This is a genomic window from Ensifer sp. ENS11 (genome assembly GCF_014851895.1).
Taxonomy (GTDB): Bacteria; Pseudomonadota; Alphaproteobacteria; order Rhizobiales; family Rhizobiaceae; genus Ensifer; species Ensifer canadensis.
In genome coordinates, this window is the sequence record NZ_JACVAN010000009.1 from 1 (window position 1) to 23,540 (window position 23,540).

Below are 23,540 nucleotides of genomic sequence, written 5' to 3' on the forward strand. Positions count from 1 at the left end.
CGCAACAGGATACTCGCCCGACCCGTTTGCTTTCACCAGACTCGTTCAGTTTCGGCGTCAGCCCGAGCACAGAACCGACCGCCTTTGAATGTGCAAACCGGCCAGGAATATCGATGGTTGCCGTGTAGGTGAGAGCGACAACAGGGCCGACACCAGGGATCGTCGTCAATCGGCGACAGACTTCATCCTCGCGGACCAAATCCAAAACCTTCTTGTGCAGCTTGGTGAACTCGGCGCGCAGTAGTTTGCGTGCAGCCAACAATGGCTGCATGATGTCGTGTAGATCAGGCCTGTCTTCGACGAGCTCATTGATCCGCTCCTCGAATTTGATCTTGCCGACCAATCCGACTTTCAGACCGAAGTTGCGCAACAATCCGCGAATGTCATTCGCGATGGCGATGGCTTTTTCCTGCAAGAGTTTGCGCGCGGTCAGCAATGCTCGGTGCTTCTGGCTCGTCAATGTCTTCACATGCACAGGCCGATAGAGATTGACGCGCATCATCTGGGCCATGCCACGCGCATCGTTGCGGTCCGTCTTATTCGGTTGGGCTTTCAAAAATGCCTTGGCATGCCTGGTCTCGATGCAGATCACCGGCAATCCTGCCTTGGCGAGCCCTTCATAAAGCCATTGCGACAGTGGTCCGGCTTCAAGACCGATCCGCTCAATCTGCCACTTCGAATCCTTGATCACCGAGATCAAATCCTCAGGGTGAGTAGCAACTTTCGACTCCCGGCAAATCTTGCCTGTCTCATCAACAATGCAGACCGCGGTCTCTTTCACCGATACATCCAGTGCACAATAGTGTTTCACTGCGCTTCTCCCTCTGACGTTTGAGGCTGTTGAAAGACATGACCTCATTTTACCATCAGTCAGAAGCGCAGCACCGCAATCCACAACGGTCAACGCTGAAACGCAAAGCCGAATATCCCATCTAAGTGCGTCAGGGGGTCTGCGGAAGGTCATTCCTTCAACCGCGGTCGATGACATAGTTGAGAGATCCAACAGAGTAGCGACGTGGTGAGGCCACTCATTCGCATAGGGGGTAGGTCCAGACGTCTGCCCGACGAGCGGTCGTGCGGTCTCCGTCGAGCCGCAGCGATCGCACCTTCGGGCGACAAAATGACAGCGACCATCCGCTTAGCTCGACTTCTGTGCGCTCTGAGGCGAATAGAAAAGGCCGATCAGGAGCAACAAAAAGGCTGGCAAGAGCATGCCGGCAACGCCAACCGTGACTTGCGCAAACGCGCCGGCGGCGCACCCCAGCACAAAGCCAAGGACCAGGATGGTCGAGGTCAATGATTGCCCCCACTCTTCCGGCTTCTCGGTGTAGCCGATGAGGCGACGAGCAGCGGCGGCGGCGAGCCCGGCGATGTTGCCTGTCATCAGCGAGAACGGCGGGCCGAGCCTGGTGTCGAGACGCTCGATCGCCGTCAACATCCCCATCGCGACGACGGCGAGAAGTGCACAGGCGGATACCGGCCCGGCATCGAAGATTGCAAGAAGAGCGGACATCGCGAACGCAGCTGCGGCGACCATGAGCGTCCAGAACGTCGCGCGTTCGAGAGGCTTGATCGAGGTGACCATGATCGCCGCCAAACCCGCGCCCACCATGAAGAGAGGGAATGACATGATCTGAAGACCACGCAAACCACCTCTTTCGTGACCGACCAGCCCCAGCCCGAGGAGCACGACATTGCCGGTGACCAGTCCAACGAAAAGGCCGCCCAAATGAATGAAGAAGAGCGCGTCCGCGAATCCGGAGACGAATGCCAGTACCAGTGAATTGCTTTTCCCGCGAAGTATATTCAGCATTGTCTGCGGTGACCCCTATTGGTTGAGACTGATTCCGGCCCTTCTTGCAAAGCGGGCGCAGCAAGCGATCCACGCTTGTCCTCCGACGACGGCCGGGTGAGGCGATTTAACGACGCTATTCAGGTGCTGCGTGCTTTCTCCTTAATACCGGTCCGGTGCTCCAACGTGTGCTCGAAAGGGAAATCGAACCCTGTGGTCAGCGCCTCCACCTCCCTGGTGCGTCTCGACGACAAACCAGGGAGACGACCGGTGATGATTATTTTGCGGGGTTCGGACCGATGCGCTTGCCGTGATGGACGCGCTCCTCGCCCTTGTGGACCATGGTCACGGCGTAATCGATGCCCATGCCATAGGCGCCGGAATGCTCCTTCACCAGCGTGGTGACGGCGTGATAGGTTTCCTTCCGCGCCCAGTCGCGCTGCCACTCAAGGAGGACCTGCTGCCAGGTCACCGGAATGACGCCGGCTTGAACCATGCGGTCCATTGCGTATTTGTGTGCATCGGCCGAAGTGCCGCCGGACGCGTCGGCAACCATGTAGATCTCGTAGTCCGGAACATCGCGGAGAGCCGAGAGTGCGAAGGTCGTGTTGCAGACTTCGGTCCACAGACCTGACACGACAATCTTCTTGCGGCCGTTGGCAGCATTCTTCGCCAGCGCATCGCGGACGTTCTGATCGTCCCAGGAGTTCATCGAAGTGCGCTCGAGAATGTCGTTTTCCGGGAAGACGGCGAGCAGTTCAGGATAGGTGTGGCCGGAGAAGGATTCGGTCTCAACGGTGGTGATCGTCGTCGGAATATCGAAGACCTTGGCGGCCTTGGCGAGGCCCACGACATTGTTCTTCAGCACCTGGCGGTCGATCGACTGCACGCCGAAAGCCATCTGCGGCTGCTGGTCGATGAAGATGAGCTGGCTGTTTTGCGGGGTCAGGACTTCGAGTTTGCTGGACATGGGTTATCTCCTCTTTGAGTTGGTGGGAAGCAGGGCGTCTGCCGCCGCCTTCGCCGGTTTCTGCGGTAAACTTGTTTGGTGAGAATAGGTGTAGTCCCGTTGATTGCGTCGAGTAATTGCAATAAAAATTGCGAATGAATTGCGGTTTTGGAAATAATCAAGATTAACGACTACAAGGCCCTGCGCATCTTCCTGCTTGCCGCCGAAAAACGAAATTTTGCCCAGGTAGCGCGGGAGCTCAACTTGGCGCCCGCCGCGATCACACGGGCCATTTCCATTCTGGAAGACGATCTCGGCATCCAGCTTTTCGTGCGCACGACGCGGCAGGTGTCGCTGACGACGGACGGGGCGATCTTCGCCGCACAGGTCCAGCCCGCCATGCCGGCGCTCGAAACGGCGCGCAAGGACGTGATCGACGCCCACAAGGCGGATCAGGGGCGGCTTCGCATCAGCGTGCCGACCTGGTTTGGCAACAGTATGTGCCTGCCTTCGTGGCGACGCTGCAGTAAGCCACGCAAACTCATGGGCAGCCAACCCTCCTTCTCTGGCGGTCATCATCTTAACGTGGGGCGAGTGCCACCACCCTCATCGGATCTGCTGCCATTCGAAGCTGCGAACGCGGTCGAGGATATCCCCTTGTAATAGGCGCCACGCTTCGGCGTCGGATGGTTCACAACGACCTTCGCCCAAGAGGGGCGGGCCTTGCCCGTTGCTGGGGCACGGTCATCGCCAAGAGCGACAGATGAACAGACCAAGATTGAGACTGCCGCTATTGCGGCAGGTCCGGCCATGTTTTTCATTCTTTGATCCTTTGCGGGAGTTTAACTAACGATGCCGTGCGTTCCTCTATCGCTGAACGGCCCTGCAGGCGCAGCCGAGCGCGGCGAAGAAGCCCTTGAGATCGGCGATCGGCAGGCGTGATGTCCAGGCGCCGGCGCCTTTCCGGACCGCCCCAGGCGGCATAGCCACCGAAGGTCCTGACCGGTGACCAGTCGGGCATGACGGCGGCGTGACTGCCAGGATCATCGGCTTCTCCCCGAGTAATTGCCGGTTGCGGAAGTGGTTCCCCGATATTGCTTCTATCCCGCTGCAGGTTCTTGTCCGGAATGTCTGCTTTTTGAAGATTCTCCCGTTTACCCGCAACGAAGGGAAGCTCGGCGGACGGCAGGGATACACCGTTCACATAACGGCGATTGCACTCAACGCTGATGGCGCTGCCGGCATTCCGGCGTGGTGCCGACCACACGCGAGCCCGCGTGAAGTGGCTTTGGTCGGCAAAGCCACACGCCATTGCAATCTCGGCGATTGGCAGCGGCGAGGAGACGAGCAGGTCGCGAGCCTAATCGACGCGTTCCTGCATGAAAAATTGCGTGATAATGTTGAAGGCCTCATCGCGCGCGTTGGCCGGGCTCGGTGCCAAGTCTTCGCGATCGGATCTCAGCCGTATGATGGAGATTGGGGATGCGCCGAGGATCGATCGGCGAATGGCGTCCGGCTCCTGGGTGCTTTCCGGGGCGGCCTCCCTATCGCACGGCTCCCAACTAACAGGCGAACGAAAGACTGGCCAAGTTCTTCGTTCAAGCAATTGGACTAATGGAGGCACCCCCGCCGCCAGACCGAAGGCGTAACGCCCGTTTCGCCGACAAATGCCTTTGCGAAATGTTCAAGGCTGCCGAATCCGCACGCGCAGGCAATGTCCTCCAGCGAGAGGGTATGATTGGCGAGGTACGCCTTGGCCCTGTCGATCCGTGCGGCGATTGGCAATAGCGGGGTGCCGAGATCTTCCCGCAGGAACACCCTTGCCGCCTTTCCACCGCTCGCCTCAATCGGCTCGCCATACCGGTGCAGGAGGTGGGCGCAGATAGCGACTGCTACAGGCCCCAGGGGCGCCGGTGAAGGCGCTTTTCCGCTACCGGCGAAAAATGCCAGCAGCGCCGTGCCGAGATTGCAGAGCACCGAATCCGGTTCGCCACGACGGCACACCAGGCGGCGTGGCCCGGTGTCCGGCGATAGCTCCGCCGTCTCGCCGAACAGGGCCTTGGGTAGCACGAAGGCCAGCGAGCGCAGTCGACTGTTGAGGCGAATGGCCGCCCCGTCCCCGAGATCGACGATGCAGATCGTGCCACGCCCAAAGCGGCGAACCGGAGCGCAGGAGCCGTCCGACCGGATGTCTGCGTGTTCGGCGTCCTCTAGATAGAGCATGAGAAAGTAGGACTCGCAGGCCGGAAGCCGAACGTCGTTTGCGTCACCTGCCCAAAGCTCCCGGCAAATGCTGGTCACGGAAAAGCTCGCGGCGCGGATTGGTACGGTGGTCAGGCACGGGGCTTCAGGCGTCCCGAAGCAGACGCCCACGCATGCCATGTCTTTACTATATAAGCTCAAACGACAATCTCTTCGCGACTTCTATGGAACGAACCTACCGAAACAAGGCCGGATCTATTCCTAGACTTTATTCCAGCCTGTGTTCGCGTGCAACGTGAACGCGAATCGGATTCGCATTCTGCGGGTTTCACACGAGCGCGCCCAAATGTGCCTTTCAAGCTCGGCGACAGTCGGCGCAACCTTGCTGCCGTAGCGGATCGCATCCGTACTCCTTTTCCTCGTGCTCGGCCGTGGGTCGAGAGACGGGCGTACCTCAATCAGCCATGAAGTGAGACTGCTCTCTGGTGGCACAACGTGGCGGATCGCGCTACGTGGTGGACTTGTCCATGCTGTCGCCACGGACTTGGATCGGGCCCTGAGTTGAGGTGGCCAGCACCGCTTGGAGTGCCGGGTCGTTCTGGCGCAGGCGTTCGTCGATCCATCGGATGGCCCAGTCGTAGGCCCCGGCAAACAATTCGGAATGCCTGCTCCAATCCATGAAGCTCACCGCGCTCGAACCCGGCGGACAAACCAAGACATCCTCTGGGCCAATGGCAATGTCCTGCGGCCGGTGTGCCAGCATGCTCGCAGCAATCACCTGAATCATGCTGGGCACCTTTGGCAAGCTGGCGCGACCGAAAGGGTTTAGCCAGGCGAGCGCCAACTCGGAAGCTCCGGGGATGCGATCATAGTCGATGTGGTATTTCTGTGGACCACCTGACTCCAAGCTCGCGACGACATTGGGCCCGGTCTTGAGTTCCTTCATCTGTTCGAGCGGCAGATTGTTCATAATCGCGCCATCCACGAGCATATCGCCGTCAGCCGTAAAGAATGGCGGCAGGACACCGGGGATCGAGCCTGACGCGCGAACCGCCTGCCAGAGCTTTCCGCGGCGATGAACATGAGGCTGACGAGTGCTGAGATTGGTCGAAAGCGCAAAGAACGGAAGCCACAGATCCTCAATCAGAACGTCGCCGTACTCGGCCTGAAGGGCCTGATCGAACACCTTGTGATCCAGGAGCGCGAAATGCGGGAGGGTGGGACGGCGAAACGCTCTGCCCTTGATGAATATGTTGTGCGTGCCTTGGTCTATCTCATCGGCATTCAGCCCTCTGGCGAAACCGGCCATCATTGCCGCTCCGGAACTTGTCCCACCGAGATAATCGAAGCAAGCGCCCGCCTCGACGAAGGCCTTGCAAACACCAAGATGCGTACAGCCGAGGGACCCGCCCCCCGCCGCTACGAAGCCCCTTGCCTTGCCGGAAAAGAATCGAACCAGGCGTTGGATGTCAGACCCGTCCCCCAGTGCAACATGGTGATGATGGCCAACATGAGGACGCTCGTTTAGCCATTTCGCCGTACCAGAAACCGTTGCCGAGCGTTTGTCGTGAATGAGGATGAGCCGCGCGGTCGAGGGTGAATGAACCGATAGCGCCAATTCCTCGGACCGGTTCAGGCGGGGCGAGCAGGACGCGTCGGCGAGCAGCAGGACGCTATCCGCCTGGCGAATGCAGACCCGTGTCCATTCACTGGGCTCTTCATCGGCGACATAGACGATGATCTCGGTCTTGGCCTCGAGTTCGTTCAACCAGTTGAGAACCGACTGATCGTCGATCGGACGACCGGCGAACCGCGCTTCAATGTCAGGCCGGGCAAGGAACTCAGCGCGCATTCCCGCCGCGAACGCCGCTCGCAGGTGACGGATGAAAACTGGTGAAATGCGACTTCCGCCAGCTGGAATGATCGCAAGCGTTCGGATCTTGGCAGGTTCCTTTGGGCGCGACGAATTCGGAGACTGCATGGCGAACCGGCGCGCGAGAAACGTGGTGACCGCCTGCCGCAGGCTTGGCAAAGCTTTGGCCGCCTTCTCGAACTGGCTGCCGCGGATTTCAAGGACGATCGAATCGCGGGCAGCCAGCACGGTCGCCATACGGGGCAGCCCTGCAAAAAAACCGACCTCACCGACGAGCTCGCCCTGGCCGATCTCGGCGACCGCGCCAGCATAGTCTTCCTTGTGCACCGTAAAGCGGCCCGATAGCACGATAAAGAACCGATCCGATGGCTCACCTTCGCGAACCAGAGCCTCACCGCGTCGCAATATCCGCCTGTCGGATTCGGCAGCCAAAGCCTCGAGTGCCGCCAAAGACGCCCGATCGAACATCAATGTCGCCGACAATAATCTCGCCGCAAGGGACTCGACGGAAGACATTTGCACCACTCCTCGAGACGCGATCGCTCCCACCAACAATAATGCGTTTCGCTCAAATGCGCTTCAAGGCGCAGTGGCTCAAAAAAAAGCGATGCCACCCCTGTGGCAGCCAAGTTTGTAATCCGCCCTACCGCAAAGCAGACGGGTCGATCGTGGATGTCAGCCTCGTGATTGATGGACGAATGACGTCGTCGGCCGAGGGGAGACTGCTGGCAATGTGATGAAGATGCCGGTCGTGGAGTTGCACACAATCGGCGCAAGAAGCCGCCGCTACAGGCGTGCTTGCCGTCGCGAAGGGCACGATGACCAAGGCCATCAGAACGCTTACCATGCGCCGGGGCTGTCCTTGTCCGAGAGCACTTAATTCAAGGCATCACGGATGGCATGTATCGCACTTAGTGCCGTCCGCGTCCGATCCGTGCTGAGGAACTGTGGCCAACTTGAGAGGATCACAGCGGCGAAGTCGCCTTCCGGGTCGATATAGATCAACTGACCGAACACGCCGCGTGCCATATAGGCGCGTCTTTTCTGGTCCTCGATCCAAAACTGGTTATGATAACTGCCGCGCGGTAAGGTCTGGCAATAGTTGTCTCCAAGCGGGTACGATTTTCCGTGGCGAGTTTCTTCGATCCATCTTGAGGGAACAACCTGCTGACCACCAATGTTGCCTTGCCCGAGGTGCAACAATGCAAAGCGTCCGTAGTCACGCAGCGTGGCATTGAAACCGCCGTCACCAAGCGCATAGCCTGCGGGATCCACAGTGAAATAGGCATCTTCCTCAGCCCCCATACGCGACCACAATTCGCGGCTTACGAGCTCAGATAGCATCAGACCGCTTACCCGCTGAAGAACGAAGGCGAGTGCGTCTGTTTCGATAGAGCGATAGCGGAACGAAGCCCCGTGCGGGCATTCGGCCTCCTTTAGCGTGAGGATCAATTCCCAAACGTTCTTCGGCCAGTCTGGCTGATGTCCGTCTTTCCAACCGCTTGCGACATCCAACTGCGCCATGTGGGAATCGTGGGCAGTGTAGGTTTCGTCGAATACCACGCCACTGGTCATATCCAGCACATGCTGAACGGTAGCACCCCGGTACGCTGTGGTTTCGAGTTCGGGGAGATACTGGGTGAGTGGAGCGGCCGGATCGATTTCACCGCGTTCGATAAGAATGCCCGCCACGGTGCCGACAATGGATTTGGCCACCGATTGCGAGAGGTGCGGCGTCCTGGCGGTCATGCCGCTGAGATATCTCTCCGCGACCACTTTCCCGCGGTGCAGAACGAGAAACGCGTCGGTATACTGCGCTTGCATGAAGTTAGCGACCGTCCGGCGGGTCCCGTCCAGCTCGAACTCAACGCGATCAATATCCTGATGCGCACTGAGCATTTCCGTTGGTCCACCCTGACCTCGCCAGACCTGTGCTGTGGGCACGATCGAACGCACGTTCTGGAAGGTCCAGCGATTCCACGGCGCGCGATCCCACTCCGCCCGCGGGACAAGGGGTGCGCCGGGTTTGCTGGGATCACGGAAGGTTAGCGTAGAGCTCGATGTCATCAGTACTTCTTTCGCATTTCCTTGATAGTACTAGTCTTTTCGCCTTAGGTACGATCCGCCGACGAACTCGCCGAACAACTGACCCATCTCGCTCATTGTCGCAAAATTGCGCTTCGCCTTGGGGCCGAGCTTCACCGCCACAGAGTCGATCATGAGGTTGAGGATCACTCCAAGGCTCGCCGTCGAGTCCCAGAAGGTTTTCACGTGTGTGTGCCCCTCAAAGACAAGCGGCGTGTAGGTGAAGCCCCAATGACTGTAGCGGTCGGTCACAATGATAAGTGGAATTCCGAATGCTTTGAGCTTGTCAGCCAGCTTGATCCCTCGGGCGGCGTAGGCCGCAGTATCAACCAGTACAACCACGCTCTGTTTGGGATCGCTTGAGAGGACTTCGCCAAAGGTGCCTGTAGCGTTGTCGGCGAAGAGAACGTTTGGGCGCGCCCATAGCAGGCGGCTCGAGAAATCCATCGCCAAACCTTTGGACGCCTGGAATCCGACGACATAGACGTGGCGGGTCTTGGCAAGAAGCGTTGCTGCCTCATCCCATTGTTCAGTCGCAGTCAGCCCATACGCCTTCACGATCGCGTCCAGCTCGAGTTTCAAGCTCTCTTGGAGTTCCTGCTGTCGGCTGTTGCGGACCTGGAAACGCGCCATGTAGTCATCGACTTCTCCGTCTCTCTCTACAACAGAGCTGCGCATCCGGTTCTTCAGATCGCGAAGATTTTCAAAGCCAAGAGATCGTACGAAACGCGTCACCGTCATCTCGCTCACGCCTACTGCGCGCGCGATGGTGCTGCCCGTCTCAAAGGGCAACAATTGAACATTATCGAGCATGTAGACAGCGAGGCTCTGCTCCGAGGGAGAGAATTCGTTCATGCGCGCGCGGAGGATCGCTTCAATGTCGATCTTCTCCGCACCAGCCTCGTTCGAGCTTTCGTCATTGGCAAATGTCACTGTCATCACTCCCGCATGCTACCTGCAAAGACAGGGGGAAATCCTTGTCCCCATATGCCGTTGTTACGATCCAGACCTTCTTCGAGCTGGCGTCCGACTGCAAGCAGCAAGTCCTCGCGCCCGAACCGGGCCACCAACTGGCTGCCAATCGGGATTCCGCTTGAGGATGTTCCCGTTGGAAGCGAGATTGCTGGCTGACCAGTGCCATTGAAAAGAGCTGTAAACGTTTCCTTCGGTTCGAGGTCGGCGAAGACATCGTCCGCATCGATTTCCGGCCGCGCGGGGTCAAATGTCCCCACGATCTCCGGCAGAATGGCGCTGGTCGGCGTCAAGAGGAGATCGTATTGATTGAAGAAGCGGCCGATTTGGCGCGTCACATCGTCATAAGTGGCAAGCGCACCGATCAGCTCCGCGCCGCTAAGCGTCGTTCCGTAGCGATGCAAGGCCAGGACAGTGGTGCCAACAGTTTCAGGGCCGAGCTTCCTTTGCATGTGTTCTGCAATTTTCGACAATCCCGAAGCGCTATCGGCTGCCCAGATGATTTTCTGGGCATGGAGAAACGCGGCGTAGTCGAATTCTGGCCGCGCTTCCACGACGTGATGACCAAGGGCAGCTAACAGTCCCGCCGTCATTCTTACAGCGTTCACGACTTCGGGATCACATTGGAACCCCGACCAGGAGTCTGTGCAGAGTGCGATGCGCAAGCCCTTCGGCGGACGCTGAATTGTCTCGCTATAGCTGCTGGTCGGCCTGCAAATCTCGTATCCATCCCCAGCGTCAGGGCCATTGCATAGATCCAGCAGGAGGGCCGTGTCGCGAATTGATCTCGTCAACATGAATGCCGTGGCGAGTCCCAGAAGCGGAGCGTTGGCGCGTGGAGATCCGGTAATGCGCCCGCGTGAGGGTTTGAGCCCGATCAGTCCACAGAAGGAGGCGGGATTGCGGATCGATCCGCCACCGTCGCTGCCCTGCGCGAATGGCACAATGCCTGCTGCAACTGCCGCGGCCGCACCGCCGCTTGACCCCGCGACGCCGCGCTTGGGATCCCATGGATTAGAGGTGTTGCCGTAGAGCAGCGTTTCTGTCGTTGCGGCCACGCCGAACTCCGAGCTGGTCGTACGGCCGACATTGACCAGGCCCGCGTTTCTAAGTCGTTCCCAATAAACGGCGTCCTGCGTCGTCCGGTTTCCCTCAGCAAGCCGACTGCCGAACTCGGCAGGGCGCCCCGCCTCGACCGGAAAGTCCTTTGTCAGTGTCGGGATCCCGTAGAACGGGCCCGGGCCCGGCTTCTCCGGAAGGCAATCCAAGGCGTCGGAGTACAGTTCTATGACGGCATTGATCTTTGAGTTCACTGCCGTCACCGAGCTCGTAATGCACCGCCCCAAATCTCTCGGGCTTACGTCACCCTTTGCCAAGAGTTGCGCAAGGCCGACGCCATCGTAGGTGACGTACTCATCGAGGCGCATGGCACATTCCTTGTCTTGCATGGGGCTTTAGGTGGGTGACTGAACCGACAAGCTCGCGGGTGTAGCTATCTTGTGGCTTGTTCAGGACCTGTTGTGTCGGGCCGCTCTCAACGATCCTGCCTCCCTTAAAGACATAGACCCGTTGGCAAATGCTGTTGACGACGCCGAGATCGTGGGAAATGTAGAGCAATGCGAGTTGCCGCTCGCGCTGAAGTCTGCCCAGGAGTTCCAGGATTTGTGCCTGTGTTGTCACGTCCAAAGCGGACGTGATTTCGTCTGCGATCAACAATTCTGGCTCTAGCGAGAGTGCCCTGGCCAAGCCGACACGCTGGCATTGGCCGCCAGATAGCTGTCGGGGGCGACGCTCTCGCAACGCCCTCGGCAGCTCGACCATCTCCAGAAGGTCGTCTGCGCGAATTAGAGCCGAGCGTCGGTCTGACAGGCCGTGCCTCCATATCGGCTCGGCGACGGCGTCCCGGACACTCATTCGGGGGTTGAGTGAATCGTACGGATTCTGGAAAACCATTTGCACGCGCCGTTGGAAACGCCTGAGCTCCGCGCCGCTCAACTCATGCACATCGCTGCCATCGAAACTGATCGCGCCATTGCTCGGCTTGTTCTGCCGTACAATCGCCCGCGCGAGCGTGCTCTTGCCCGATCCGCTTTCGCCGACGATGCCCACCGTTTCTCCGGCGCTGACCTGAAGATCGACTTCGTTCAGGGCAAGGAATGGGATTCGTTTGGATGCCGAACCGGTTAGGAGATTGCCTCGCGGCACGAACGACACGGAAAGCTTGTCAACGCTGATCAGGGGGGTGGACCGCGATGCAGGCGCTTGATCACCGGTGTTGCTCCAGCCGTTTGGCTGCGACGCGATCAGGAGCTGTGTGTAGCTGCTTTTGGGGCGGTTAATGATTTCCTCAGTCGTGCCCTGCTCAACAATTTCGCCGTTGCGCATGACGATCACGCGCGAGCAGGTGCTGGCGATTGCGGCTAGATCATGAGAAATCAGGATGATCGACAAGCCGCGATTTCGGTTCAGATCGCGCAGAAGCTTAAGGATGCGCGCCTGGACAGTAACGTCTAGTGCTGTGGTCGGCTCGTCGGCGATCAGTAGCTTCGGTCCACAACCGATTGCAGCGGCGATCATGGCCCGCTGTTTCATTCCGCCGGAGAATTCGTGCGGATAAGAACGCGATCGCGCGTGCGCATCGTGGATGCCAACATCCTCAAGCAGCTGGATTGTCCGCCGCTCTCCTTCGCGCTTCGATATTCCCAGATGCCGCACCATCGGTGCTGCGACTTGCTTGCCGATGCGACGGAGCGGGTCGAGATGTGAAGCGGGGTTCTGGAAGATCATACCGAGTTCGCGGCCGCGGATCGAGCACCAGTCAGGCTCGCCAAGTTCGAGGAGGCTTCGCCCCTCCAACCGGACAGCGCCCATCGTCGTTGCTGTCCTGGGAAGAATGCCCATGAGCGCGCGGCACGTGAGGGACTTCCCAGACCCGCTTTCCCCGACGATGCCGAGGATTTCGCCAGCATTGACACTAAACGACACGCCTTTCACAGTCTCGAGGGATCCGAAGGAGATCGACAGGTTTTCAACCTCCATCAATGGTGAGAGCTTGCTTGCCATGCTCATGCGGCCACCTCCCGACGCTGCCATTGGCCGAGACCGTCTCCGAGAAAGGCGAAGCCCAGTCCGAGTGAAATTGCCGCGAGACCTGGGAAGAGGCAGATCCACCATGCTTGCTGGATGAACGCCTGTCCGTCGGCAATGATGACGCCCCATTCTGCGAGCGGCGGCTGAACGCCCATGCCGAGATAGCCAAAGCTCGCCCCGGCCAGCATGACAAGCACGGCGTCGCTCACGGCATAGGCAATGACTGGTCCGATCGCGTTCGGCAGAACGTGTTGGAAAAGGACCGCTCGTCTCGGGTAGCCGAGGCATTCGGCGGCGCGGACGAATTCGCTTTCGCGAACCGTCAGGACTTCGGCTCTGACAAGACGCGCGTAGCTGACCCAGCCGACGATCGTCAGTGCGATGATAAAATTGACGAGGCCCGGTCCGATCACGCCGACGATTGCCAGAACCAAGACAAAAAATGGAAAGGCGACCGTAAGGTCATAGACCCGCATGAAGACGCTATCGACCATGCCTCCGAAGTAACCGCTGAAGAGCCCGACGATGGTGCCGATTACAAGCGGAGGCAGGACGCCGATGACACAAAGAAACAGGTCCACGCGCGCTGCGTAAATGACGCGGGAGAAAACGTCGCGACCTACCTGATCGGTTCCAAACCAATGATCTGCGCTGGGCGCTGTCAGCATACTGGCGATGTCGATCGTGTCCGGGTCGTATGGCGCGATCAGGGGAGCGGCCAGGGCGATGAACAGCCAGCCGCCAAGAATGGCGATCGCCAGCACCATCATCGGTGAGAGCCGCGTTGTGAATGCAATGACCCCTGATAAAGCAGGCAATTTCAACATTGTGGTACCTCAGAGCCGGATTCGGGGATCGATCAAAGCCGAAACAAGATCGACGGCTAGCGTTATGAATACGGTGGAGAAGGCAAAAACGAGCGTGAGCCCTTGCACCACATAGTAGTCACGGCCGAGGAGTGCGCCGACCATCAGCGAGCCGAGGCCAGGTATGGCGTAGACCGTTTCAACGATGATGGCCCCGCCGATCATGAAGGCGACCATAACGCCCAGAAGGTTGAGCGTCGGAAGAACGGCGTTGGGCAGGATGGTTTTCCAGAAGATCTCCCGCTCGCTTGCACCTTGAGCACGCGCCGCGGTTACGAAGTCGGCCGTGGTCTTTTCGATCAGCGCAGCGCGGAGACTCTGGGTCAGCACCGGAACAAGCCAGATCGCCGTCGACATCGCGGGCAGAAACAAATGGTGCAGATGCTCGGCAAAGGTCTCGCCGTAGCCTGAAACAGGAAACCATCCCAAGGAAACACCGAAGAAGCGCGACATCATGATACCCAGCCAGAAAACCGGAATGGTGAGGCCGATGATGCCGATGATCCGAATGGTCTGGTCGGCGGCACCGCCTGGTTCGCGTGCGCTGGTGATCGCCAACGCAATTGTTGGCGGAACGGCCAGTGTCACGACGTAACCCGTAAGGAACAAGGTTGGCCACATGAACTGCAAAATGAGTTCGCTTACCGGTCGCTGGAATCGCAGTGATTGACCGATGTCACCTCCAAGTAGATTGATGGTGTAGGTCAGGTACTGCCGCCAGAGCGGCTGATCCAAACCATAGTGCGAACGAATGGCCGCGATCGTTTCGGGGCTCGCACGGTCGCCTGCAAGGAGACGGGCGGGATCGCCGGGCGCGAGGTGCAGCAGCAGGAAGGTGACGATGCTGATCCCGACCATCACGGCAAGCAACTGCAGCATGCGCCGCGATATGAGTGACAGAAAGTTCAATCTGGTTCCTCCGGTGAGAGGGAAGGGCAGCACACCAAAGCGCCGCCGCCCCGCCTGATCTCATCTACTTGGCGACCGTCGTATCTTCGAGGGTCCACTGGAGGGAGGGGGTAAGCTTGATGCCTTCGAGGTTCTTCGAGTAGGCGACCGCGTTCGGCGCATAGAACAGAGGAATCTGAGACACCTCTTCGGTCGTGATCCTCTGGATCTCCTTATAGATCTCCGCTCGCTTCCGGAGATCTGTCTCCATGGTGCCCTGCGCAACCAGTTCGTCGACCTTCGGGTTGGCGTAGAAGGTGTTGTAGGAGTTGGAGCCGCAAGTGCCGCAGACTGCCCAACGAACAGCCAGATCGGGATCGGGCGTCTCGTTGTACCACCAGTTTGCCGCCGCATCGTAGTCGCCCTTGGCGGTTGCATCCCACCAGGCACCGGAGTCAACGTTTACAATGACTGGCTTCAGTCCGATGGCCTGCCACTGTGCCTGCAGCAGCAACGCCATCTGCTGTTCGGTCGCGCCCGATGTGGCGAGGATCTTCACCTCGTGTCCGGACATTCCAGACTCAATCAGTAACTGCTTTGCCTTCGCAGAATCAAAGGGGATGCCAGGGTTGTCCTTGTCGTGGAAATCGATACTGCCGGGCAGGGTCGTGTTGGCGGGTTCTGCGTAACCCCGCGTGATCGCTTTTGCCATTGCTTTGTTGTCAATCGCATAGGCTGCGGCCTGCCTTGCCTTCATGTTTGAAAACGGCTCGCGCTTGTGGTTCATCAACGTCATATAGATCGTGGTCGAAGGTTCGAGCCGCATATCGATGCTGTCCGTTGCCTTCAGGTCATCAATCTGCGCCCACGGTACTGCGCGCACCACTTCAGCCTCGCCGGCCTTCAACATCGCCGCTCGCGTCTCAGGAGAGGCAACTTCTTTCAGTTCGACGATCGCGTCCGATTTTGGATAGCCGCTGCGCCAATAGTGCTCATTGGGTTGCAGCACGAGCTTATCATTCGGCTTCCATTCCTTGACGGCGTACGGGCCCGATGTCACTGGCGCGCTGCTGAAAGCCTTCTCCGCGCCCTGAGCCTCGACGTCAGCCTTGGAAACAATCCCCATGTTCCAAATTTCGAGATTGCCCAGGAATGGTGCGAACGCAGACTTCAGTCTAATCACCACCGTCTTGGGGTCAGATGCCGTGATGGTCACCACTGCACCGAGCGGGGCGGGATAGGCTGACTGCTTGTCATCGTGGATGCGCGACAGACTGAACACGACGTCATCGGCCGTGATGGTTGTGCCATTCGAGAACTTTGCGTCCCGCAAGCGAAATGTATAAGTGCGGCCATCCTCCGAAATATCCCAGCTTTCAGCCAGTCCTGCTTCAAGTTCGCCGTTTGCGGTGTTGCGCTGTACAAGGCGCGCATAGAGCTGGCCGTATGTCTCGATGTTGCCCGCGGCGGCAGAGCGCAACGGGTCGAGCGTCGTGGTCTTGTACGGGGATACGATCCTGATGAGTTCGGAAGCCGACGCCGGATGAACGGCCAAGACCGAAGCGCCTAGATATAAAGTTGCCGCAACGAGCGGTAGTCTTGTTGCTGTTCCCATTTCCGCGCCTCCCAGCGTCGATCGTTTTTGGTGGTAGTCGGGCTTGTTCGGGTGAGAGTATGTTAACAATCCAACATTGGTCAATATGAACGATAAAAAAATATCAAATCTTGCGATGAACAGGCGTTCAGTAGACTGAACGAGAACGCGTGTTGGGACCGTTCACCGCCCAAAGCCGCTGAGCAAAGGCTGTTACGGCGCGCGCGCACGGGTCGCGGGGAATGATCGGCTGTTAGCCCAGGCGCCTGTCTTGTTGACGGCAATGAAACCTGCGCGAAATCCCGCGTGAATGATTGTCGAATGCGGCCACATGTCGTTTTGGCTTGCGCTGATGACTTTAGTGAAGCTAAAGTTTTTCCTCAAATCAGGACAAAGCGGAAAGACGATATGAGCTTCGACGAACGGGTGACGCGGCAGAGGGGCGTCGGGCAGTTCCCCATTTCTCCACAATTTCCGCCCGCCGTTTCACTTGGCCGCGCGCTTCGGCAAAGGCGCAAGGAGATCGGCAAGACGATGCGACAGGTCGCGTTTGAGGTTGGGCTCAGCGAGGGCTTCATCAGCCAGATCGAGCGCGGTCTTTCGACGCCGTCGCTGATCTCGCTCTACAACCTTGCCTCTGCCCTCGGCGCCAGCGTGGAGGCCTTTCTGCAGCAGGTGCCACATCCCACCTATTCCATGGTCTCGCATGCCAGCGAACGGCACGGTTACAGCATCGAGGCGGAGGAGCGGGTATATCAACTGTTGCAGCGCGGCTTTCCCGATGCTCGGCTCAACAGCTGCATCACGCACATGCCACCCGGCTATGTCTCCGAGTTGACGCGTCACGAAGGTGAGGATTTCCTGTATCTGATCGAGGGCGAGATGCTCTACGAGATCGGTGACAGGCAATACCGACTGACGGCGGGGGACACGCTGCACTTTCCCGCCTCGCTGCCGCATCGCGCCTGCAATGTCGGTCCCGGCGAGGCGAGGGAACTTTGGGTCGGAACGACGCGGATCATACCGGAGCGGTGACTGGCCGTTACTGCATGTTTCCTCAAATCCTATTCGATTTAAGGATAAAAACATGCAGCAGTTCAAAGTGTTGCAGCGACCTTTGCGCGTCTAATAAGACGCGCGGCGCTGTAGGTGTCGGATTTGAGCTTGTTTCAGACGAAATTCTCACGAAGGCGATTGACAAGCGACCATCATAAACTTTAGCCTGACTAAAGTATCGGAACGGGAGGTGGAGGTCGCCCGATCCGGTGAACGCTGCCTTGCCGGTTCCATGCCTCGTGACAGGGCCAGCCCGCAAGGTGGGACGATCAAGGCCCGTGCAGCTGCGCGGGAATGCAATTCCAGAACAATAACACGGGAGCAGACGGCACCAGGTGAAATCCTGGCCGGCTGAAGGAGGAAACATGCGCGTACAAAGACTGGTAAGCGGAGCGATGATGGCGCTGGCGCTGGCGACGACCCATGCGCTGGCCGAAACGCCGAAGAACACGCTCGTCGTGGCCGACACCATCGACGACATCATCACGCTCGATCCTGGTGAAGTATCGGAACTCGGCGGCGTTCTCGCCGCGAACCAGATTTATCAGCCGCTGGTGAGCGTCGCGCCCGACGATTCCAGCAAGATCATCGGCGTGCTCGCCGAAACGTGGACGGCCTCGCCAGACGGCAAGACCTATACGTTCAAGATGCGCCCGGGGCTGAAGTTCGCCTCCGGCAATCCGGTGACGGCGAAGGATGCGGAATATTCGCTGCGCCGCGTGGTCCAGATGAAGTCGCGCTCAGCCTTCATCCTTACCCAGTTCGGTTTCACGCCGGAAAACGCCAACGAACGCATCAAGGCGACCGACGACATGACGCTGGTCATCGAGATCGGCGACACCTATGCACCCTCGTTCCTCTACTACTGCCTGTCTTCCTATGTGGGCGGCATCGTCGATTCCAAGCTTGTGCAGGAGCACGAGGTCAGCGGCGACTTCGGCAATGCATGGCTGAAGGCCGAAAATTCCGCCGGCTCTGGCCCCTATGTGCTGACGCGCTGGGAGCCGAAGCAATCGATCCTACTGACCCGCAACCCGAACTATGCCGGCGAAACCGGTGGGCTGGAGCGCATCTTCCTCCAGCACATTCCGGAAAGCGCGGCCCAGCGCCTGCTGCTCGAAAAGGGCGACATCGACATCGCCAACAAGCTCGGCCCCGATGATTTCGGCGCGCTGGAGGACAATGCGGATGTCGGCTTCGTCGACGGCCGTTCGGGCACGATCTACTACATGGGCCTGAATGTGCGGAACGAGTATCTGGCCAAGCCCAAGGTCGTCGAGGCACTGAAGTATCTCGTGGACTATCAGGGTATCGTCGACACGATCTCACGCGGCACGATGGAGGTGCACCAGACGCTGGTGCCGAAGGGCTTCCTCGGTGCGATCGACTACAACCCCTACAAGCCGGACATCGAGAAGGCCAAGAAGCTGCTCGGCGAGGCCGGCGTTTCCGGCGAGTTCACGCTGGATTCCGTCGTCTGGAACACGCCGCCCTACACGGACTTCGCACAGGCCATCCAGGCGACCATGGCGCAGGCCGGCGTCAAGCTCAATCTGGAGGTGGTCGATGGCCAGCAATGGCTGGAGCGCTACCGCTCGGCAAGCCTCGACATCTGGTTCGGCCTGTGGGGACCTGACTATCCCGACCCGCATTCCAACGCCAAGGCTTTCGCCGTCAACAAGAAGGACGCGCCGGATGGCTCCACCGGTCTCGCCGACCGTTTCGGCTGGGATGCCGGAAAACTGTCGCAAGATGCGATGGCGGCTGTTCGCGAGCAGGATACGGAGAAGCGGCAGGCCATGTATCAGGTCATGCAGAAGGCCCATACCGACACTTCGCCCTTCCTCTACATGTTCCAGCAAGTCCGCAAGGTCGGGGTGCGCAGCTCGGTTAAGGGCCTCGTCCTGGGGCAGACCTTTTCCGACGACCGCTACTGGAACGTGAGCAAGTAAACGTCCGAACAGGACTCGGCCGCGAATGGGATTCGGTCCCGGTTCGCGGCCGAGCGTCGATCGCAAACAATCAAACCGGAGTGGGTCGTGCCGGCAGTTCTCTTCAACCGGGTTCTCGGCTTCACCGGCCGGATACTCTTCCTGTTCGTGACCGTGGGCATCACCCTGCTCGGCCTCGTGGCGCTCACCTTCTGCATCGGCCGCATGGTGCCGATCGATCCGGTTCTCTCGGTGGTCGGCCAGAAGGCGAGCGAGGAAGTCTACCAGCGCGTCTTCCTCGAAATGGGGCTGGACAAGCCCCTCTGGCAGCAATTCCTTGTCTATGCCGGCAAGCTCGCGCAAGGCGATTTCGGTACGTCGTTCGTCACCAATCGGCCCGTGCTGTCCGACCTTGCCGGCTTCTTCCCGGCAACGCTGGAGCTGGCGACGCTCGGTCTGCTGATCGGCACGCTGGTCGGCGTACCCGTGGGGGTCGCCGCCGCCTACTGGCATGACCGATGGCCGGACTATCTCATACGCTTCGTCGGCCTTATCGGCTATTCCGTGCCGATCTTCTGGCTCGGGCTGGTCGGCCTCTTCGTCTTTTATTCCAGGCTCGACTGGGTGTCGGGACCAGGGCAGATCGACATCTTCTTCCAGGGGATCGTCAAGCCGGTTACGGGCTCGTTGCTGATCGACTCGCTGATTGCCGGCGAATGGGAGGTCTTCGCCAATGCGTGGAGCCATATCGTGCTGCCGGCCGTGCTGCTCGGCTACTACAGCCTCGCCTATATCTCGCGCATGACGCGTTCCATGATGCTCGACCAGTTATCGCGGGAATATGTGCTGACGGCCCGTCTCAAGGGGGCGACGGAGTATCGGACCGTCATGCTCCATGCGCTGCGCAATGCCGCGATCCCGCTCGTGACGGTCATCGCGCTCTCCTATGGCGGCCTTCTCGAGGGTTCGGTGCTCGTCGAGACGGTCTTCGCCTGGCCGGGCATCGGCAACTACATCGCCTCGTCGCTCTTCCGGGCTGATGTCAACGCCGTTCTCGGCGGCACGGTGCTTGTCGGCACCGTCTTCATCCTGCTCAACATGATCTCGGACGTGCTGTACCAGATGCTCGATCCGCGCTCCAACCTTCGTCGCCGGTAGGAGGCCACCATGACCGCAACGAACCTCGCCCTTGCCGACAGCCGGCGCCAACTGCGGCGGGCCCGCGTCGGCGAATTCTGGCAGTTCGCCCGTCGCTTTGCGGGCAATCCGCTCGGCATGCTCGGCCTCGCCATCCTCGGTGTGCTGGTGCTGAGCGCCGTCTTCGCTCCGCTCCTCGCCTCGCACGATCCCTACCTGCCCGATCTCGTGCGGCGTCTCTCGCCGCCAAGCGGCGAGAACTGGCTCGGCACGGACGAGCTGGGGCGCGACATCTTCTCCCGCGTCCTTTTTGGTGCGCGCCTGACCCTTCTGATCGTCGGGCTGGTCGTCGCCACATCGGTCCCCATCGGCCTCATCATCGGCGCGGTGGCGGGAACGTCCGGCGGCTGGGTCGATGCGGTCTTCATGCGCATAACCGATGTGTTCCTGGCGGTTCCCAAGCTACTGTTGGCGCTCGCCTTCGTCGCCGCGCTCGGCCCCGGCATCGTCAATGCGGCGCTCGCGATCACGCTCACCGCCTGGCCGCCCTATGCGCGGCTGGCGCGGGCGGAAGCGCTCGTCGTGCGCGACAGTGATTATGTCAATGCCGTGCGGCTTGCAGGAGGGTCCGAATTCCGCATCGTCTTCTGCCACGTCATTCCCATGTGCCTTTCGTCGGTCATCGTACGCATGACGCTGGACATGGCCGGCATCATCCTGACGGCGGCGGGGCTCGGCTTCATCGGTCTTGGCGCGCAGCCGCCGCTACCGGAATGGGGCGCGATGATCTCGACCGGTCGCAAGTTCATCTTCGACCAGTGGTGGGTGGCGACAATGCCCGGCTTTGCGATCTTCGTCGTCAGCCTCGGGTTCAATCTTCTGGGGGACGCCATGCGCGACCTGCTTGATCCACACCTCAGGAGGCGCGCATGAGCGAGACACTTGTGAACGTAGAAAACCTGCGCGTCGGTTTTGTCGGCGAGGGTGGGGGGATCATCGAAGCGGTCAAGGGCGTGTCATTCAGTGTCGGCCGGGAGAAGCTCGGCATCGTCGGCGAAAGTGGTTCCGGCAAGAGCCTGTCCAGCCGGGCGTTGATGGGCGTGCTGCCCGGCCATGCGCGGGTGTCGGCCGAAGCCATGTCCTTTGCCGGCATCGATCTCCTGGCGGCCACGCCGCGGCTGCGCCGTCACTTGCGCGGCAGTCGCATGGGAATGATCCTGCAGGACCCGAAATTCTCGCTCAATCCGGTCATGCGCGTCGGCAAGCAGATCGCGGAAGCCATCCGGCTCGGCGATCGTTCGCTGCCCCGCGCGGCGATACGCAGGAAGGTGCTGGAGGTGCTGGAAGCCGTGCACATCCGTGCGCCGGAGCGGGTGTTCGATCTCTACCCGCACGAGCTTTCCGGCGGCATGGGCCAACGCGTGATGATCGCGATGATGGTGGTGCGCGAACCGGAGCTGCTGATCGCCGACGAGCCCACGTCCGCCCTCGATGTGACGGTGCAGGCCCAGGTGCTGGAGATCATGGAGGAGCTTGTCCAACGCCGCGGGATGGGGTTGATCTTCATCAGTCACGACCTCAACCTCGTCTCGCGCTTCTGCGACCGGGTGCTGGTCATGTATGCCGGTCAGGTCGTCGAAACACTGGATGCGCGACGGATGCACGAAGCGAAGCATCCTTATACGCGGGGGCTTATCGCCTGCCTGCCGGCCATCGACGGGCCGCTGACGCCGCTGCCAACCCTGGAGCGGGACGCAAGCTGGAACGAGGTGCGTGCATGATCCGGATCGACAATCTCAGCGTCCATTTCGGCAGCGCGGTGGCCGTCCAAGACCTCAGCCTGTCGGTGGCAGCCGGCGAGAGCTTCGGCCTCGTCGGCGAAAGCGGATCGGGCAAGTCGACCGTGCTGCGCACCCTCATGGGCCTTACGCCCCGCTGGACCGGCGATATCCGCATCGGGGGCATCGACCCGCGCAAGGGGCGACGGCGAGATCTGGTGCACGTGGCGCAGATGGTGTTCCAGGATCCCTACGCCTCACTCCATCCCCGCTACACAATCGGCCGGGCGATCGCCGAGCCGATGTGGATCAACCGCATGTCGGACGTCGACGCCCGCACAGTCGAGCTCCTGGAAATGATCGGCCTGACGGCTGCGCACCGTTTCCGCTTCCCGCACGAGCTTTCCGGCGGACAGCGGCAGCGCGTGGCGATCGCCCGCGCACTGTCGCTCTCCCCCCGCTTGCTCCTGCTCGACGAGCCGACCTCGGCGCTCGACGTTTCGGTCCAGGCCGAAATCCTCAACCTCCTGAACCGGCTCCGCCGGGAGCTGAACCTGACTTTCGTGATCGTCAGCCACGACCTTGCGGTCATCTCCTACATGTGCGACCGGCTGATGGTGATGCAGAACGCCCGCCCGGTCGAAACGCTGACCCGCGCGCAATTGCGCTCCGGCGATATGCAGCACGACTATACCCGAACCCTGTTCCGGGCGAGCCACCACAGGGCGCAAGGTGCGCTAGCCAACGAATGAGGAGGCGAGCTCCTTGGGCCACGGCTCCTTCCGCGCCTCCCTCAAATCAATCCCAATTCCACAAGTACGGTCGTTGGAAAATTGGCTCTCAATTTCACGAGGTCACCGGCGGCTACGACCATCTCTCCCTCGCTCCAGATATCGTATTCCATCTCTATGCGAATGCCGTCTCGTTCCAGTACCGCCCATGAATGGTCAAGACCGCCACCCATATCGAGAGACCATCCTTGGTCTCTCAGTGCAAAAATTGCCGCGTACCAGGCGTCTTTGGAAATCTCAAAACAGTGAATTCGATCCGCACCTTCGTCACCCGTGGCCATCATTGACGTCAACTCCGAATGCCCGGTCGATCCTGAAGCGTTATGCGCGGGCAGACTCTCGCCGTGCAAGGGAGCCTTTGCAAGAAGTGATAGAGGAATTTGTCTTGACCCTGACGCGAGCGTCAATCGGCTAGACCCTGGATTCTCCAATGATCGCTTGATGATGAAGCGACCGTGGAAGGAAGAAGGGCGTGGCGAATGACATACGACAGCTATCGCCTTGGCTCTGGTTGAGAGGGGAGCGAACGTAGTCAT

20 protein-coding genes and 1 pseudogene are annotated in these 23,540 nt (G+C 59.8%); 8 read left to right on the top strand and 13 right to left on the bottom strand.

The annotated features are described in order from the left end of the window. From IB264_RS18310 to IB264_RS18320, 3 genes are all read right to left on the bottom strand, one after another. On the bottom strand, positions 1 to 811 hold an 811-nt coding region (locus IB264_RS18310; protein ID WP_192433874.1), incomplete at its 3' end, for an IS110 family transposase. A 327-nt stretch (positions 812 to 1,138) separates the two neighbouring features. Further along, the gene (locus IB264_RS18315; protein ID WP_025430309.1) at positions 1,139 to 1,813 is read right to left on the bottom strand and encodes a DUF1275 family protein; all 675 of its coding nucleotides are present in this window, start codon (positions 1,811 to 1,813) and stop codon (positions 1,139 to 1,141) included. Between the two features lie 256 nt (positions 1,814 to 2,069). Further along, positions 2,070 to 2,762: a hydrolase gene (locus IB264_RS18320; RefSeq protein ID WP_084814034.1), complete on the bottom strand. Its 693-nt coding sequence runs from the start codon at positions 2,760 to 2,762 to the stop codon at positions 2,070 to 2,072. A 162-nt stretch (positions 2,763 to 2,924) separates the two neighbouring features. Here IB264_RS18320 and IB264_RS18325 point away from each other — a divergent pair. After that, positions 2,925 to 3,237, top strand: a pseudogene (locus IB264_RS18325) (LysR family transcriptional regulator); the annotation flags it as partial. Between the two features lie 534 nt (positions 3,238 to 3,771). Beyond that, a complete protein-coding gene (locus tag IB264_RS35395) occupies positions 3,772 to 4,356 on the top strand; it encodes a hypothetical protein (RefSeq protein WP_192433876.1) in 585 nt (194 codons plus the stop codon). Here the strand turns inward: IB264_RS35395 and IB264_RS18335 are convergent. The 9 genes from IB264_RS18335 to IB264_RS18375 all read right to left on the bottom strand — a co-directional run bounded on the left by IB264_RS18335 (position 4,353) and on the right by IB264_RS18375 (position 16,332). Further along, on the bottom strand, positions 4,353 to 5,042 hold the full coding sequence (locus IB264_RS18335) for a helix-turn-helix domain-containing protein (RefSeq protein ID WP_309141654.1): 690 nt from the start codon (positions 5,040 to 5,042) through the stop codon (positions 4,353 to 4,355). The genes IB264_RS35395 and IB264_RS18335 overlap by 4 nt on opposite strands. 409 nt (positions 5,043 to 5,451) lie before the next feature. Beyond that, the gene (locus tag IB264_RS18340) at positions 5,452 to 7,299 is read right to left on the bottom strand and encodes a patatin-like phospholipase family protein (RefSeq protein WP_192433878.1); all 1,848 of its coding nucleotides are present in this window, start codon (positions 7,297 to 7,299) and stop codon (positions 5,452 to 5,454) included. A 393-nt stretch (positions 7,300 to 7,692) separates the two neighbouring features. Further along, positions 7,693 to 8,883, bottom strand: coding sequence for a serine hydrolase (locus IB264_RS18345; RefSeq protein ID WP_025430304.1), 1,191 nt, complete (start codon positions 8,881 to 8,883; stop codon positions 7,693 to 7,695). 30 nt (positions 8,884 to 8,913) lie between these two features. Then, a complete protein-coding gene (locus tag IB264_RS18350; protein ID WP_239637612.1) occupies positions 8,914 to 9,834 on the bottom strand; it encodes a MurR/RpiR family transcriptional regulator in 921 nt (306 codons plus the stop codon). Between the two features lie 5 nt (positions 9,835 to 9,839). Beyond that, complete coding sequence (locus tag IB264_RS18355) at positions 9,840 to 11,300, bottom strand: amidase (RefSeq protein WP_025430302.1); 1,461 nt, start codon at positions 11,298 to 11,300, stop codon at positions 9,840 to 9,842. Beyond that, positions 11,287 to 12,942, bottom strand: coding sequence for an ABC transporter ATP-binding protein (locus IB264_RS18360; protein WP_128090343.1), 1,656 nt, complete (start codon positions 12,940 to 12,942; stop codon positions 11,287 to 11,289). Before IB264_RS18360 ends, IB264_RS18355 begins: the two co-directional genes overlap by 14 nt. Continuing rightward, positions 12,939 to 13,733, bottom strand: coding sequence for an ABC transporter permease (locus IB264_RS18365; RefSeq protein ID WP_192433922.1), 795 nt, complete (start codon positions 13,731 to 13,733; stop codon positions 12,939 to 12,941). The genes IB264_RS18360 and IB264_RS18365 overlap by 4 nt, the downstream gene beginning before the upstream one ends. Before the next feature lie 66 nt (positions 13,734 to 13,799). Further along, a complete protein-coding gene (locus tag IB264_RS18370; RefSeq protein WP_277996390.1) occupies positions 13,800 to 14,771 on the bottom strand; it encodes an ABC transporter permease in 972 nt (323 codons plus the stop codon). A 31-nt stretch (positions 14,772 to 14,802) separates the two neighbouring features. Beyond that, entirely contained in the window at positions 14,803 to 16,332 is a 1,530-nt protein-coding gene (locus IB264_RS18375; RefSeq protein ID WP_025430298.1) for an ABC transporter substrate-binding protein, read from the bottom strand. A gap of 387 nt (positions 16,333 to 16,719) precedes the next feature. On the opposite strand from IB264_RS18375, the gene IB264_RS18380 reads away from it, so the two are divergent. The 6 genes from IB264_RS18380 (at position 16,720) to IB264_RS18405 (ending at position 22,965) form a co-directional block, all read left to right on the top strand. Next, positions 16,720 to 17,346, top strand: coding sequence for a helix-turn-helix domain-containing protein (locus IB264_RS18380; RefSeq protein ID WP_057225941.1), 627 nt, complete (start codon positions 16,720 to 16,722; stop codon positions 17,344 to 17,346). A 386-nt stretch (positions 17,347 to 17,732) separates the two neighbouring features. After that, positions 17,733 to 19,319 (top strand): ABC transporter substrate-binding protein, encoded by a 1,587-nt coding sequence (locus IB264_RS18385; RefSeq protein ID WP_025430296.1) that lies wholly within the window; start codon positions 17,733 to 17,735, stop codon positions 19,317 to 19,319. 87 nt (positions 19,320 to 19,406) lie between these two features. After that, a complete protein-coding gene (locus tag IB264_RS18390) occupies positions 19,407 to 20,456 on the top strand; it encodes an ABC transporter permease (protein WP_025430295.1) in 1,050 nt (349 codons plus the stop codon). A gap of 9 nt (positions 20,457 to 20,465) precedes the next feature. Beyond that, positions 20,466 to 21,368 (top strand): ABC transporter permease, encoded by a 903-nt coding sequence (locus IB264_RS18395; protein ID WP_025430294.1) that lies wholly within the window; start codon positions 20,466 to 20,468, stop codon positions 21,366 to 21,368. Then, complete coding sequence (locus tag IB264_RS18400; RefSeq protein WP_057216941.1) at positions 21,365 to 22,216, top strand: ABC transporter ATP-binding protein; 852 nt, start codon at positions 21,365 to 21,367, stop codon at positions 22,214 to 22,216. Before IB264_RS18395 ends, IB264_RS18400 begins: the two co-directional genes overlap by 4 nt. After that, positions 22,213 to 22,965, top strand: a complete 753-nt coding sequence (locus IB264_RS18405; RefSeq protein ID WP_057207163.1) for an ABC transporter ATP-binding protein — start codon at positions 22,213 to 22,215, stop codon at positions 22,963 to 22,965. Before IB264_RS18400 ends, IB264_RS18405 begins: the two co-directional genes overlap by 4 nt. Before the next feature lie 41 nt (positions 22,966 to 23,006). On the opposite strand, the gene IB264_RS18410 is transcribed toward IB264_RS18405, so the two are convergent. Next, a complete protein-coding gene (locus IB264_RS18410) occupies positions 23,007 to 23,288 on the bottom strand; it encodes a hypothetical protein (RefSeq protein ID WP_057225938.1) in 282 nt (93 codons plus the stop codon). Positions 23,289 to 23,540 lie beyond the last annotated feature (252 nt).

Bases quoted from the DNA above. Each gene is read 5' to 3' on its own strand.
- IB264_RS18400 (WP_057216941.1), top strand. From the start codon at position 21,365: ATGAGCGAGACACTTGTGAACGTAGAAAACCTGCGCGTCGGTTTTGTC.
- IB264_RS18345 (WP_025430304.1), bottom strand. From the start codon at position 8,883: ATGACATCGAGCTCTACGCTAACCTTCCGTGATCCCAGCAAACCCGGC.
- IB264_RS18360 (WP_128090343.1), bottom strand. From the start codon at position 12,942: ATGAGCATGGCAAGCAAGCTCTCACCATTGATGGAGGTTGAAAACCTG.
- IB264_RS18410 (WP_057225938.1), bottom strand. From the start codon at position 23,288: ATGATGGCCACGGGTGACGAAGGTGCGGATCGAATTCACTGTTTTGAG.
- IB264_RS18405 (WP_057207163.1), top strand. From the start codon at position 22,213: ATGATCCGGATCGACAATCTCAGCGTCCATTTCGGCAGCGCGGTGGCC.
- IB264_RS18380 (WP_057225941.1), top strand. From the start codon at position 16,720: ATGAGCTTCGACGAACGGGTGACGCGGCAGAGGGGCGTCGGGCAGTTC.
- IB264_RS18395 (WP_025430294.1), top strand. From the start codon at position 20,466: ATGACCGCAACGAACCTCGCCCTTGCCGACAGCCGGCGCCAACTGCGG.
- IB264_RS18315 (WP_025430309.1), bottom strand. From the start codon at position 1,813: ATGCTGAATATACTTCGCGGGAAAAGCAATTCACTGGTACTGGCATTC.
- IB264_RS18320 (WP_084814034.1), bottom strand. From the start codon at position 2,762: ATGTCCAGCAAACTCGAAGTCCTGACCCCGCAAAACAGCCAGCTCATC.
- IB264_RS18385 (WP_025430296.1), top strand. From the start codon at position 17,733: ATGCGCGTACAAAGACTGGTAAGCGGAGCGATGATGGCGCTGGCGCTG.
- IB264_RS18365 (WP_192433922.1), bottom strand. From the start codon at position 13,733: ATGATGGTGCTGGCGATCGCCATTCTTGGCGGCTGGCTGTTCATCGCC.
- IB264_RS18355 (WP_025430302.1), bottom strand. From the start codon at position 11,300: ATGCGCCTCGATGAGTACGTCACCTACGATGGCGTCGGCCTTGCGCAA.
- IB264_RS18375 (WP_025430298.1), bottom strand. From the start codon at position 16,332: ATGGGAACAGCAACAAGACTACCGCTCGTTGCGGCAACTTTATATCTA.